Below are 13,577 nucleotides of genomic sequence, written 5' to 3'. Positions count from 1 at the left end.
TTCTAAGGGATCGTTATCACAAAGGAGTGAAGGAATGACGAATTTTCCTGGTAAAGGGAAAGTAGCTGTTCTAAAAACATCCCCGACCACCGTTTTGGATGATATCGAAAACGTGATGAAACTGGCCGGCGTCGAACAGGCGCTGCCGAAAGATGCCGCAACCGGGTTGAAGATCAATATATCCTGGCAAACCTGGTATCCGGCCTGCTCCACCACTCCCTGGCAGCTCGAAGGCGCCATCAAGGCGCTTCGCCAGTTCGGTTACACCGACCTGGTCGGCATTCACAACGATACCGTTGTCGTGGATACCCGGGTTGGCGAAGTGAACAATAAGCACAAATTCGTAACCGACAAATACCAGGTGCCCTGCGAATATTTATACGAGGAACAATTCGAATGGGTCCGGTATGAACCGAAAAGCCGTCCGTTTCTGGTGCTCGACAAAATCTACCCGGATGGCGTCTATATTCCGAAGGTGCTGGTGGGCAAGAATATCGTCCACCTTCCCACGGTAAAAACGCACGTCTTCACGACCATTACCGGCGCGATGAAAAACGCTTTTGGCGGCCTGCTCCACCGCAACCGCCACTGGACGCACTCCGTCATTCACGAGACTCTGGTCGATCTCCTGACCATCCAACAGGAAATCCATCCCGGCATTTTTGCGCTGATGGACGGTACGTTCGCCGGTGATGGGCCGGGTCCGCGCGCCATGCGCTGGCATGAAAAGAACATTCTTCTGGCGTCCGCCGATCCGGTGGCTATCGATGCCGTTTCAGCCCGGCTTCAGGGATTCGACCCCATGTCCATCCCATTCATTCGGATGTCGCATGAAATGGGTCTGGGCGTCGGTGACCCGCGTGAAATCGAAATCGTCGGCTACGACATCAATCAGGAACCACCCTGGCGTTTCGTTCAAGAAGACACGTTTGCCTCCCGCGGCCAAAAAATGATCTACCACGGTCCGCTCAAGCCATTTGAGAAAATGCTCCTTCAGAGCCCGCTCGTGCCCTGGAGCTATTTTGCCAGTAATTTTTATCACAATGTTTATTGGTATCCCTTCGTCGGCCGTCGCCGTGTGAAGGAGGCTCTGGATACACCCTGGGGCCGCCTCTTTGAGTCCTACGGCGATGGGAGAGTCGTCATGCCCGGGATGGAGCCCAGGACTGTGATCCAGGCCGGACTGGCCATGGTCGTCACAGCCGCCCTGATTGGGGCAGGCCTCAGCCTGCTGGGGAAGAAGAAAAAATAAACCTCTTGTGAATTTCCCACGATTGTGGGAATAAAAGAATTTAAGGAGAATGTATGTTTACAGACTTCACTGAAGCCTCTACTTTCGTGTCAGACAACGGCATTCGATTGGTCGATCTGAAGTTCAGCGACCTGTGGGGACGCTGGCATCATGTAACCATCTCCGCCAAGGAATTCACTCCATCCTTGATGAATACGGGGGTGGGCTTTGACGGTTCCAGCGTGGGTCTGAAAAGCGTCAAGTCAGGAGATATGGCGCTGATCCCCGATCTCGGCACGGCTTTCGTAGATCCATTTTCAGAAATCCCCACCTTGAGCTTTCTGTGCAACACCATCGAAGCCGATACGAAGGTCCTTTTCCACAGTGATCCGCGCGAAATCAATCGCCGCGCTGAGGCTTACCTGTTGTCGACCGGATTGGCGGATGAAAGCCGCTGGGGGCCGGAGTTCGAGTTCTATGTTTTCAACGATGTTTCTTTCGAAAATGGAATCAACATCGCCAGTTATTCGGTCGACTCGGTCGAAGGGAACTGGCATAACGCCCAGGGCGGTCACGGCCATTTCATACCCATCCACGGTGGTTATCACGCCATCCCTCCCAAGGATCAATTGCACAATATCCGCTCGAAAATGGCGATCACATTGGAGGAGATCGGCGTACCGGTCAAATATCACCATCACGAAGTTGGCGGCCCGGGCCAATGTGAAATCGAAACGCCCTTGATGGGAATGCTGTCGGCCTGCGATGCATCCATGCTGGTCAAATATGTAACCAAAATGGTCGCGCATGATGAAGGGCAGACGGTAACCTTCTTGCCTAAACCGCTGTATGGCGAAGCCGGCAACGGTATGCATTTTCACCAGCAGCTCTTTCTGGAGGGCAAGAATCAGTTTTACGATCCCAAGAGCCCGATATTACTCAGTCAGATGGCCTTATATTACATCGGCGGCCTGCTCAAACATGCGCCGGCCGTCCTGGCATTCACGAACCCAAGCACCAATTCTTACCGGCGCCTGGTCCCGGGCTTCGAAGCGCCCGTTAATGCCTTCTTCTCCATGGGCAACCGCAGCGCGGCCATCCGCATTCCCAAATATGCAACCGAACCCGAAAAAGTTCGTTTCGAGTTCCGTCCACCGGATGCCACCTGCAACCCCTATCTGGCCACGGCGGCGATGCTGATGGCCGGCGTGGACGGTATTCTCAATAAGATCGATCCGACCGCGGAAGGGTTTGGCCCGATCGATGAAAACATTTTCTCCTGGACGCCGGAAAGACGCGCCACCATCAAGAGCCTGCCGACCTCGCTGGAAGAAGCGCTCAAGGCATTGGATGCCGACCACCAGTTCCTCCTCAAGGGGCAGGTCTTTAGCGAAGAATTGATCGCGAGTTGGATTCAGGCCAAGACCAATGAGGATTACCAGCTTCGCGCACGCCCGCATCCGTACGAAATCGAATTGTATTTCGATCTGTAATTCGATATTTGGAAGATGTTTTCGTGGGGCCGGCGAATTCGCCGGCCCTTATTTATTGCTGCGACACTTGGCGCACGGACATAACAAACGCAAATAGCGCCAATTGTAAATACCAAAATGATGGCCGTCTTCCCATTCGATGGTAAGCGCATAAGAGCCCACAGCTTCGATATTTCGAATCTGCGTGGCGGGGGATTTTGGCAGGTGAACGCTGAATACCGCCGGATCCGGTTCTGTTCGCATGTTCTCATGGCCGCCGCGGCATTCCGCGCATGGGCAGGCGGCTCTCAACAATTCAAAAGGATACCGGCTAAGATGGCTATCTGCCCATTGAATCGTCAAAATTCCAGCCTGCCGGTCGGCAGTGATGGACTTTGGGGTAATCGGAGTATTCATTGTCTCTCCATGGAAAATCAGGAATCATGGCGCCTGGCTAGCGACAACCTGCAGGAAATCAGAAACCGCCCAACCGCTGCGATTGGTATCGTAAGGCGCTTCCAGGTAATACCAGGTATATCCGGATCCCTCCTTGGGGCCATCCTTAACCAGGAAGACTTCGGCTTCACGCCCCAGGAAAATTTGTTCGTAATCGGTGCCCGGCCCCTTGCGAAGGCGAAGGCCGTCTCCTCCGGTGCCGGTGATTTGCACGTAGGCGCCGACCTGAATGCTACCGCCGTTCGGTGAAAGGTTCAATGTCGGCGTGACCGAAGGCGTCAAAGATACCGTCGGTGTGAGTGGAATTGGGGTCGATGTAGGCGCAGCGATCACGGTCAGCACGACCGTGGGGGCCTGAACGGCGCTCTTTGCCGGTAGGGTGCTCCAAAAAATGATGAAGATCACCGCCAGCAGTGAGACGGCCAGGCCCATCGCCACGAAAAAAACCAACGGAGACAAAAAACGTTTGAACATGATTATCCCGGTAGCAGAAAGAAGGAAAGGCCTAGGATCAGGTAAACCGCCATCAGGGCTGCCCCTTCCAACCAGTTCGACTCGCCATCGAGCGACACCAACGCGCTGATGATGACACCCGCCCCCAATGCAATCAATTCGAAGGGGTTGAAGATCAAAGTCAGGGGGTTGCCCATGGCAAGGCTGAGAAAAACCAACAACGGCGCCACGAACAGGGCAATTTGCAAACTGGAAGATATGGCGATCTCGACGCTTAATTCCATGTGATTTCTGTGCGCCACCTGCACAGCCACCAGGTGTTCGGCCACGTTGCCAATAATCGGCACCAGGATGATGCCCAGGAAGAATTCGGAAAGGCCCAGGTTTTCGGTGACGTGTTCGACCTCTCCAACCAGTAACTCGCTTAAGAATACCACGCCCAGCGTGGCAACTGCCAGCAGGAGGATTGACTGGAGTAAAGACATTCCCGGTTTATGGTGCGCTTCCACGATTGTTTCCGTGGCGATCGGGCTGCGGGCAGACTTCACGGCAAAAAGGATTCCCAGCCCGTAGAGCGCCATCATCACCACCGCCACGCCCAGGCTGAGCGACTCGACGCCCGGACTGCCATCATCACCGATCGAACCGCTGAAAACGGAAGGAATCACAAGCGCCAGAATTGCCAGAATCAACAGAACGGAGTTGTTGGAGGCATGCCTGCGGTCGAAGGTTTGAAACCCATTTTTCACACCGCCCACCAGCATGGCCATCCCCATCACCAGCAGCAGATTTCCGATGATCGAACCCGTAATGGAAGCTTTGACCAAATCCAACAAACCGGCCCGGATCGCCACCAGGGTAATAATCAATTCCGCCGCGTTTCCCAGGGTTGCGTTCAGCAGCCCGCCGATGCGCGGCCCGGTGTAGACAGACAGGACTTCGGTCGCTTTCCCAATATAGCCCGCCATGGGAATCAGCCCCACCGCGGAAAGAACGAAGATCCACACCGGTCCCCATTGGAGGAATCTGGCCAGAATTGCCAGCGGCAATGCCAACACCAGAAAAGATAAAGGATTATTGCGGAGATGATTGCGAAGAAATGGCATACGATTTGCTCCCACGCCAATTATATCTGATATGTCGATTGTTCCTGAATTCCCGGAGTCGCTGTGTGATATAATCGGACCAAACTTGGTTTATGGAAAAATCCACCACATCAGCCCCCATTCTTGGTAATCGCTATCAGCTCCTGCAAACGCTTGGAACAGGCGGAATGGCAGTTGTTTACCGCGCCTATGACCTGCGTCTGGAGAGGCCGGTGGCGATTAAAGTTTTGCGCCAGGATTACAGCGAGAGCGATGGTTTTCGCGAGCGTTTTCGTCAGGAAGCCAAAGCCGCCGCCAATCTTTCGCATCCCAACATCGTCACCGTCCATGATTTCGGTCTGGACGCCAGCCGGCTGTATATCGTCATGGAATATGTGCCGGGTACCGACTTGAAGACAATTCTCAAGGAACGCGGCCGGTTGGATATCGATGAGGCGATTTCGTTAATCGTCCAGGCTTGCGCCGGAATTGGCTATGCGCATCGAGCGGGTCTGGTACATTGCGATGTCAAACCCCACAACATGCTGGTCACCCCCGATCAGCGCCTCAAAGTGACCGATTTTGGCATCGCTCGGGCGCTTTCTTCCATTGCCCCGGATGAAAAACACGATGTCGTCTGGGGATCCCCCCTGTACTTTTCTCCGGAACAGGCCGCTGGACAGGCGCCCTCGCCCGCTTCGGATGTGTATTCCCTCGGCGTAGTGCTGTACGAAATGCTCACCGGGCAACTGCCCTTCACCGCCACCGATCCGGTCGAACTTGCCCGCCTGCACCGCGAAAGCGTCCCGGTTTCACCCCGCCGCATCAACCTGGATATTCCCCCGGCTCTCGACCAGATTATCATGAAGGTCCTCTCCAAAGAGCCTTCCGCCAGGTACCGGACTGCCGATCAACTCGGCCGAGTTTTGCTTACCTTCAGCCAATCCGCATCCGCCTTTGCCGCCAACATTCCAGGCCAGGCTGCGGCTCCGGTTTCTTCCAAACCCTCGGTAACCCTTACCGATCCGGTCAGCGTCACCTTACCGCCTGAGAAGACCAGTACGTTGGCTCAGGATTCATCCAGCGAAATCGATTGGGGCTCGATTGGCCTGGGTATGCTGGCGCTTCTGGCGGTTGGCGGGCTGATCCCGTTCTGGCTGTACGTTTATTTCACCTTGAATCCCCCCATACGATAGCTCATGTCCACGCCCATTCTTTCTGCATCGATTCTGGCTGCCAACTTTGCCCACCTTGAAGCCGATATTCACGAAGCCGAACAGGCCGGAGTGGATTGGATTCACGTCGATGTGATGGACGGACATTTTGTTCCCAACATCAGCATGGGCCCACTGGTCGTGGAAGCCTGCCGGAAAATCACCGCCTTGCCGCTCGACGTTCACCTGATGATCGAAGATCCAGACCAATACCTGGAAGATTTTGCCGCGGCGGGTGCGAATCGAATCAGCGTGCACATCGAAGACAATCCCAACATTCACCGCACCATTCAAAAAATCCGCAGCCTGAACTGCCTGCCCGGCATCGTTCTCAATCCGGGCACCCCGGCCTGGAGCCTTCACGAGGTGATCCGCATGGTGGACCTCGTCCTGGTCATGACCGTCAATCCGGGCTATGGAGGGCAGGCCTTCCTTTCCGAAATGATCGAAAAAATCACGGAAATTCAGCGAATGATCGCCAGCCTGTCTTCACCAACCCTGATCCAGGTTGATGGGGGGATCACACCCCGCACGCTTCCGATCACTTATACGGCCGGCGCGCGGGTTTTTGTGGCCGGTAATTCCATATTTAAACAGGGTGATGGCATCACCACCGCTGTTCGGGCCCTGAAGGGTTCAATTCATTAAAATAAAAATCACGGCGAGCGCCGCGATTTTTATGGAAAAACTTGGTAAATTTATGCAGTCTTCACGATCGTCCGAATGCACTTTGCGCACAACATCTTTTGAACCATCCGGCCGTTTTCCAGAACGGAAATTTTCTGGAGGTTGGGTCGGAAAGCCCGCCTGGTCGCACGCAGAGAGAAACTGCGGTTATGACCAAATGTCGTCGTCTTGCCACACCGTTCGCACTTTGCCATTGTCGAAGATCCTTTCCAATCCTTGATTGCATGAGGCTGTCGAGGCGAACAGTTCCCCTGACAGCAAGGAAAGATTTTACCACAGTCCGCATCGTTTTTCAAGAAAGACTGTTAACATAAAGGATAAACCCGATGATCGATGATGCGTTTAACACCTTAGGAAATATCTTCATATCCCACAAAGCCATCGCCACCATCGCGTCGCATTCCGCATTGGAATCATACGGCGTAGTTGGCCTGGCGCCCAAAGATTTGGCCGAAGGCCTTGTTCAAGTGCTTGTCAAAGACCCGTCATTAGGCGTGGATGTCGAATTCGATGGGAAGAACATCGATATCGATCTGTATATCATCGTAGAGTACGGCACTCGGATCAAATCGGTGGCGGCAAGTGTTGCTGATAGCGTCCGTTTTATGGTAGAAAAGGCAGTCGGGTTGCCCGTCAAGAGTGTCAACGTTCACATTAGAGGATTGCGGATCAGCAACCCGGATTAATTGGCGAGTAGGAGTCGTATGAATAGCGAATTACAATTTCCCACCGGAGACGGGCGCGCATTAGCCATAAACGAGAAATTAGATGGTCAGGGGTTAAAGGAATTATTGGAAGCCAGCCTGACCTGGTTACGCACGAACCAACAACTGGTCAACGCACTCAATGTGTTTCCAGTTCCAGATGGCGATACTGGAACCAACATGTTGCTCACCATGCAGGCAGCCTATAATGAAATCAGTAAATCCGGTGAGATAAATGTTGGAAAAATGGCGCATTCCGTGGCGCAAGGCGCCCTGATGGGCGCGCGCGGTAATTCCGGCGTCATTCTTTCGCAAATCTGGCGCGGTTTCGCGCGTGGATTGGATAGTCTGGAAACGATGGATGCCCCGGCTTTCGTCCGCGCACTTGCGGAAGCACGCAATACCGCCTACAAAGGCGTCGTCCGCCCCGTAGAAGGGACGATCCTGACGGTAACCAAGGATATTGCCACCGCTGCTGAGACGAAACTTAACGAGACCACCGATTTGATGGCCTTACTCGAAACGGTGGTGCAGGAAGCCGACGAATCGGTAAAACGGACTCCGGATTTATTGCCCATCCTCAAGCAGGCCGGCGTGGTCGATTCGGGTGGTAAAGGCCTGCACATTATCTGGGAAGGAATGCTACGCTATCTCAAGGGTCAATCGCTTGAAACCGCCGGCGCCGTCGTACAGCCCCTGGCTTCAATGCAACTGGAAGAGACTATGGAATCGGTAGAGCCTGGGCAAGATTATGAAGTGGTGGTCGATTTCCGCCCATCAGCACCTTTGGACCTGGAAAAATTCTATTCAGGCCTTTCTGAAATCGGCACTTCGATTCAGGTCGGCGAGGGTGACGGGATGTATCGTATGCATATCCACGTCCCCACTGAAAAACGTTACGAACCGATCGATTACACCATGAAACTGGGCACCATCACTAAAGTTGCCATGGAAAATCTGCTCGCCCAGATGGAAACCCTGCAGACAAAGCCCGAATCCAAGGTCAACCTTGCGCCGGTGGAACCCGGACAGATCGCCGTCATCGCCGTTTCGCCGGGCGCGGGGATTTCTCGGATTTTCGCCAGCCTGGGCGTCTGCGGCATCGTCGAGGGCGGTCAGACCATGAATCCCAGCACCGAAGAGATTCTGAAATCCTTCGAAAATCTGCCCACAGACAAAATCGTCATCCTGCCTAACAACAAAAACATCGTCCTGGCAGCGCAATCTGCCGCCAGCGTTACCGTGAAGAAAGTCGCAGTCATACCCTGCAAGAGTGTACCGCAGGGCCTTTCCGCCATCCTGCGCCTCGATCCGAATGGGGATTTCGAGCATGTCGTGAAGGATATGACCAGCGCCATCGCCGACGTCGAAACGGGTGAGGTCACTCAGGCTACCCGCAATGTCGAAATCAACGGAGTCGATGTTCACGAAGGCCAGGTGATCGCTCTGCTCAACGGCACGTTGGTGCTCTCCACCGACAACCTGGACGACGCCTGCCTGGGTCTTTTGGAAAAGGCCGGCACCAAGGAACGCGAACGGATTACCCTGTTCTACGGTCAGACCATCAGCAAAACGGATGTAAACCGGATCGTGGACAAAATTCGCGAAAAATATCCCTCCCATGAAATCGAATTGCACGACGGTGGGCAACCTCACTACCAGTTCATCCTTTCCATCGAATAGCCATGCGGTCAGCCTGCATCCTTACCGATAACTCCGCTCAATTTCCACTTCCAGCCTTCCCCGGTCGAGGGCTGGTTCGGATTCTGCCCCATGATATCTCACTGCATGGCCAAATCCATCCGACCGGAAAGGACCTTAAGCTCAATCAATACCCTCCTACGGCCGGGCCCGGACTGAATCCGAACTTGATTCCTCCTTCCATTGCAGACTTTCAGGAAGTGATGGCGAACCTCAGCCAGGATTTCGATGATATCTTGGTGATTCTGATCTCGTCGCAATTATCCGAAACTTATCAGAACGCGGTAAAGGCGGCTGAAGATACCCAGGGCCGTTCGACCATAACGGTCATCGATTCGCAGACGATCTCCATTGGCCTGGGTATTTTGGTGCAGACGGCGGCCGGTTTTCTGGAAGAAGGGCGGACGGCGGTGGACGTTGAAAAACGGATCCGCTACATGATCCCGCATATCTACACGCTGCTGTGCACGCCCGGATTGACCTATCTCGATCACGCCGGCTTTATCGATCCAAGCCAGGCCACGGTTGGTGAGCTTCTCGGGTTGCTGCCCATTTTTTCGCTAGAGGAAGGAAAACTCTCACCGTTAGAAAAAACGCGCAACTACCGCGCCGTTCTGGATTTCTTCCAGGAATTCATCGATGAGTTCGACCAGTTGGATTACATCGCTTTACTTCAAAACGGGTCCTTCAGCAATTCTGATTTGCGCCAGCTTCGCCAGCACGCCGAAGAAAGCTATTCCGCGGCCCAGTATATCGAGCACATGCTCAATTTACCGATGGCCACCCTGTTCAGTCCGAAATGTGTCGGATTGTTCGTCATCGAAGCGCAAAATCACCGCGACCGCCTTGAGTGAAAATGACAAAAAACTCCATGCGAAAATGGAGTTTTTTGTTCATGAATAGGTATCAAACGAACTTTAAGGTAAAATAAGTCCATGCCCTCACCGTTTGAAAAATTACAACGTTACATTCGCCTGGAATCAGAGCGCGGTTATGATAACCGGGCCGTCGTCGGCGGCCTGGATAAGATTATTCCCTGGTGGGAACCGGAAGCTCGCACCAGCACAGTAGCCGAAGAGACCTTACAGGCAATCCTCGAACGATTACGAGCCTATCCGAAAGCCGAGAGCGAGGATCGTTCGCGATTGGTCGGAGAGCTCGAAATATTACTCGAGCCGCTTTCCAAACTGCCGCGCGCAGAGCGCCCGCCGCGCCCTCAACCGGCAAAAACCGCCCCCCGACCGGAACATCTCAACCGGCCAGCTCATCCGGTGCGCTCTCCAGAACGGCCTTCCGGCAACCTGCCTGCGCACAGTAGCCAGCCGACGCGCCCTCCGCAGCCACGAACCTCACCCGCCGCTCTTCCCAGCCATGAAGCGCTGGACCAGGGTCTGCGTGCTCCGGTGACGGTTCTGCAGGGTATCGGTCCCAGCAATGCCAAAACCTTTTCCGCCTTGGGAATGAATACCCTGGACGATCTATTGCACTATTACCCGCGCCGGTACGATGATTACTCGCAGATGAAACCCATCAACCGGCTGAACCCGGGGGAAGTGGTGACCATTCTGGCGGCCGTAAAACGCATCGATAATCGCAATTTGCACGGCAAACGCGAAATTACCGAAGCCATCGTCGAAGACGGCACGGGCGCGCTGCGCATCACCTGGTTCAACCAGCCTTGGCTGGCCAACCGTCTTCCGGTGGGTACCCAGATCGTCCTTTCCGGCAAGGTTGAAATGTACCTCGGGCGCCTCGTGATGAATAGCCCGGAGTGGGAATACCTGGAACAGGAACACCTGCATACCAATCGCATCGTCCCGGTTTATTCCCTGACTGCCGGGGTTTCGCAGAAACAACTCCGCAAAGCCATCTATCAGGTGGCGTCATTTTGGGCGCCGCGCCATCCCGATTTCATGCCGGTCAGCATCCGTGAAACCGGTAATCTGATTCCGCTTTCGACCGCCCTGGTCCAGGTGCATTTTCCGGATAATCCTGAAAAACTTGCCGCCGCCCGCGAACGTCTGGCATTCGATGAAATCTTCTTACTTCAATTAGGCGTTCTGTCCCAAAAACGTTCCTGGCAGGTGGCAACCGCTCAGACCTTCACCGCGCCCGAAGAATGGCTTCAATCCATCGAGGCCGAATTACCCTTTGCTTTGACCGGCGCGCAGAAACACGCCCTGGGCGAAATTCATTCCGACCTGGCCTCAGGCCATCCCATGGAACGCCTGCTTCAGGGCGATGTGGGCTCGGGTAAGACCATCGTCGCCGCCCTGGCCATGGCAAGTGTGGCTCGTGAGGGCGCACAATCAGCACTCATGGCTCCGACCAGCATCCTGGCCGACCAGCATTATCGAAGCCTGACCCGCCTGCTTTGCGCAGATGAACCCACACCCGGCAAACCCTTCAAACCTTCGGAAATTCGCCTGCTGATCGGCGATACATCCGAGGCCGATCGCCAGGAAATTCTGGCTGGTCTGGCGAATGGGGAGGTAAAATTCTTGGTGGGCACGCATGCCCTGATCGAGGATCCGGTTTCCTTCCAACGCCTGCAACTGGCCATCGTCGATGAACAACACCGCTTTGGCGTGGCGCAAAGAGCCGCCCTGCGGAATAAAGGCGAAAACCCACACCTGCTGGTCATGACAGCCACACCCATTCCCCGTTCGCTGGCGCTGTCGGTGTACGGCGATCTCGACCTGTCCATCCTGGATGAAATGCCGGCCGGTCGCATGCCCGTCGAAACGCACGTCCTGCTTCCCCTCGAACGCGAACGCGCCTACCAACTCATCCGCACGCAGCTCAAAGCCGGGCGCCAGGCGTTCATCATCTATCCGCTGGTCGAAAAAGGCGACCGGGACGATGAGAGCAAAGCCGCGGTAGACGAACACGCCCGCCTGCAGGCCGAAGTATTTCCACACGAAAAAATCGGCCTGCTGCATGGCCGCATGACGCCCGAAGACAAAGACGCCGTCATGAAGCAATTCCGTGACCATGAGATCGATATTCTGGTTTCCACATCGGTCGTCGAGGTCGGTGTCGACGTACCGAACGCCACGGTCATGCTGATCGAAGGCGCCAACCGCTTCGGTCTGGCGCAATTGCACCAGTTCCGCGGCCGCGTCGGGCGGGGCGATGCGCAATCCTACTGCCTTCTCATCCCCGAAACGGATGAATCGATCGAAAATGAACGCCTCAAGGCCATGGTCGAAACCAACGATGGTTTTGTGTTGGCCGAACGCGATTTGCAACAACGGGGTCCGGGAGAATTTCTCGGCACGCGGCAGGCCGGTTTCTCTGAACTGCGCATGGCCTCGTTGACCAATGTGCGTCTGATCGAAAAAGCACGCCAACTGGCTCAACTGCTGTTCACGCAAGACCCCGAACTGAGCCAACCCCAAAATCAGGCGCTCAAGGCGGAAATGTCCCACTTCTGGGGCAACGGTCGCGGGGACATCAGTTAAGAAGGAGGGAGATCTCATGGTCAGGGCAGTCTTTCCCGGCACGTTTGACCCGATCCATTACGGACATATCGATATCGCCCGGCGTGCTTCGCGGTTATTCGATGAGTTGATCCTTGCGGTTTACGACAAGCCCCTCAAGAACCTGGTCTTTTCGCCAGAAGAACGCCTGCATCAAGTCCGTCTGACGTTCGCTGGTGAGCCCAAGATTCGCGTCATGGGATACAGCGGATTGACCGTGGATTTTTGCGGTAAAGTTCAAGCCGAGGTGATCGTGCGAGGCTTGCGGGTTTTTTCCGATTTCGAAAACGAATTTCGCATGGCATTGGCCAACCACCGCCTTGTACCCGAAATCGAAGTGGTTGCTCTGATCACCAGTGAGCAGCACACTTTCCTGTCATCCACAACCGTGCGCGAGATCGCTTCGTTGGGAGGCGACGTCAGCAGCATGGTTCCACCTCATGTCGCCGTCGCCTTGAAGAATCGTTTTGCCGAGTTGGGCGACGGGCAGGAGAATTTGCACGTTACATCATTGCGAGATTAATTCCCGTCTGGCCTGAATATTGCAACCTGGTTTTGATTGAAACTGCGCGGAGGATGGAATGGACATTTTGCATCTCGTAGATCGGCTGGAAGAACTATTCAACGAAAGCAGGCCCATCTGGTTTACCCACAGTGTGATCGTGGATGAGGATCGGATGCTGGATCTAATCGATCAGATGCGAGTCTCGATCCCTGAAGAGATCAAAAAAGCGCAGCAGTTGCTGGCCAATCGCGACCGCCTGCTCGCCCAGGCGCAGGAAGAAGCTTCGCGCACCGTTCAACTGGCGCGCGACAAAGCCGACCAGGTGGTCGACCGCGATCCCATCGTCCAGGCGGCCCAGGTCCGCGCAGACCAGATCGTCGCTCAGGCGCGCGCCGAAGCCGAATTGACGCGCCGCGAAGCCGATGATTACGTGCAGGGATCGTTGACCAATCTGCAGTTGGAGCTGGAAAGGCTGATGAACCAGGTTCAGAACGGCATCAAAACCTTGCAGGCTGAAAAGCTGCAGGCTCAACAACCCAAGGAATAATCCTCCAGGTGCAAAAATAAGCGGCAGATCCGATGGATCT

14 protein-coding genes are annotated in these 13,577 nt (G+C 54.8%); 10 read left to right on the top strand and 4 right to left on the bottom strand.

The genetic code is table 11. The features are described from left to right. Positions 1-34 precede the first annotated feature (34 nt). Both LARV_RS11950 and glnA read left to right on the top strand, forming a co-directional pair. A complete protein-coding gene (locus LARV_RS11950) occupies positions 35-1,252 on the top strand; it encodes a DUF362 domain-containing protein (protein ID WP_075073849.1) in 1,218 nt (405 codons plus the stop codon). Positions 1,253-1,305: 53 nt separating this feature from the next. Then, entirely contained in the window at positions 1,306-2,724 is a 1,419-nt protein-coding gene (glnA, locus tag LARV_RS11945) for a type I glutamate--ammonia ligase (protein WP_075073848.1), read from the top strand. Positions 2,725-2,772: 48 nt separating this feature from the next. Here the strand turns inward: glnA and LARV_RS11940 are convergent, their stop codons facing one another. Genes LARV_RS11940 through cax form a run of 3 tightly spaced genes read right to left on the bottom strand, consistent with a single transcriptional unit; the run spans position 2,773 to position 4,718 of the window. After that, complete coding sequence (locus tag LARV_RS11940) at positions 2,773-3,120, bottom strand: gamma-butyrobetaine hydroxylase-like domain-containing protein (protein ID WP_075073847.1); 348 nt, start codon at positions 3,118-3,120, stop codon at positions 2,773-2,775. 24 nt (positions 3,121-3,144) lie between these two features. Continuing rightward, on the bottom strand, positions 3,145-3,633 hold the full coding sequence (locus tag LARV_RS11935) for an SH3 domain-containing protein (protein WP_075073846.1): 489 nt from the start codon (positions 3,631-3,633) through the stop codon (positions 3,145-3,147). Positions 3,634-3,635: 2 nt separating this feature from the next. Continuing rightward, a complete protein-coding gene (gene cax / locus LARV_RS11930) occupies positions 3,636-4,718 on the bottom strand; it encodes a calcium/proton exchanger (protein ID WP_075073845.1) in 1,083 nt (360 codons plus the stop codon). 92 nt (positions 4,719-4,810) lie between these two features. Here cax and LARV_RS11925 point away from each other — a divergent pair, with 92 nt between their 5' ends. Beyond that, positions 4,811-5,893 (top strand): protein kinase domain-containing protein, encoded by a 1,083-nt coding sequence (locus LARV_RS11925; RefSeq protein WP_075073844.1) that lies wholly within the window; start codon positions 4,811-4,813, stop codon positions 5,891-5,893. 3 nt (positions 5,894-5,896) lie between these two features. Beyond that, positions 5,897-6,559 (top strand): ribulose-phosphate 3-epimerase, encoded by a 663-nt coding sequence (rpe, locus tag LARV_RS11920; RefSeq protein ID WP_075073843.1) that lies wholly within the window; start codon positions 5,897-5,899, stop codon positions 6,557-6,559. Between the two features lie 50 nt (positions 6,560-6,609). Here rpe and rpmB read toward each other — a convergent pair whose 3' ends face one another. Continuing rightward, entirely contained in the window at positions 6,610-6,792 is a 183-nt protein-coding gene (rpmB, locus tag LARV_RS11915; protein WP_075073842.1) for a 50S ribosomal protein L28, read from the bottom strand. A gap of 132 nt (positions 6,793-6,924) precedes the next feature. Here rpmB and LARV_RS11910 point away from each other — a divergent pair, with 132 nt between their 5' ends. From LARV_RS11910 to LARV_RS11885, 6 genes are all read left to right on the top strand, one after another. Continuing rightward, a complete protein-coding gene (locus LARV_RS11910) occupies positions 6,925-7,284 on the top strand; it encodes an Asp23/Gls24 family envelope stress response protein (RefSeq protein ID WP_075073841.1) in 360 nt (119 codons plus the stop codon). Between the two features lie 18 nt (positions 7,285-7,302). Then, positions 7,303-8,985 carry a DAK2 domain-containing protein gene (locus LARV_RS11905; protein WP_075073840.1) on the top strand — a complete coding sequence of 561 codons (1,683 nt, stop codon included), beginning with the start codon at positions 7,303-7,305 and terminating at the stop codon, positions 8,983-8,985. 2 nt (positions 8,986-8,987) lie between these two features. Further along, complete coding sequence (locus tag LARV_RS11900; RefSeq protein WP_075073839.1) at positions 8,988-9,857, top strand: DegV family protein; 870 nt, start codon at positions 8,988-8,990, stop codon at positions 9,855-9,857. Between the two features lie 81 nt (positions 9,858-9,938). After that, positions 9,939-12,467, top strand: a complete 2,529-nt coding sequence (gene recG / locus LARV_RS11895; protein ID WP_075073838.1) for an ATP-dependent DNA helicase RecG — start codon at positions 9,939-9,941, stop codon at positions 12,465-12,467. Positions 12,468-12,483: 16 nt separating this feature from the next. Next, the gene (gene coaD, locus LARV_RS11890) at positions 12,484-13,008 is read left to right on the top strand and encodes a pantetheine-phosphate adenylyltransferase (protein WP_075073837.1); all 525 of its coding nucleotides are present in this window, start codon (positions 12,484-12,486) and stop codon (positions 13,006-13,008) included. A gap of 58 nt (positions 13,009-13,066) precedes the next feature. Further along, on the top strand, positions 13,067-13,537 hold the full coding sequence (locus LARV_RS11885) for an ATP synthase F0 subunit B (RefSeq protein ID WP_075073836.1): 471 nt from the start codon (positions 13,067-13,069) through the stop codon (positions 13,535-13,537). The last annotated feature ends 40 nt before the right edge of the window (positions 13,538-13,577 follow it).

Origin of the sequence: Longilinea arvoryzae, assembly GCF_001050235.1 — a bacterium.
Taxonomy (GTDB): Bacteria; Chloroflexota; Anaerolineae; order Anaerolineales; family Anaerolineaceae; genus Longilinea; species Longilinea arvoryzae.
The sequence above is the reverse complement of the archived record's forward strand: the minus strand, read 5'-3'. Positions and strand labels throughout refer to the sequence as shown.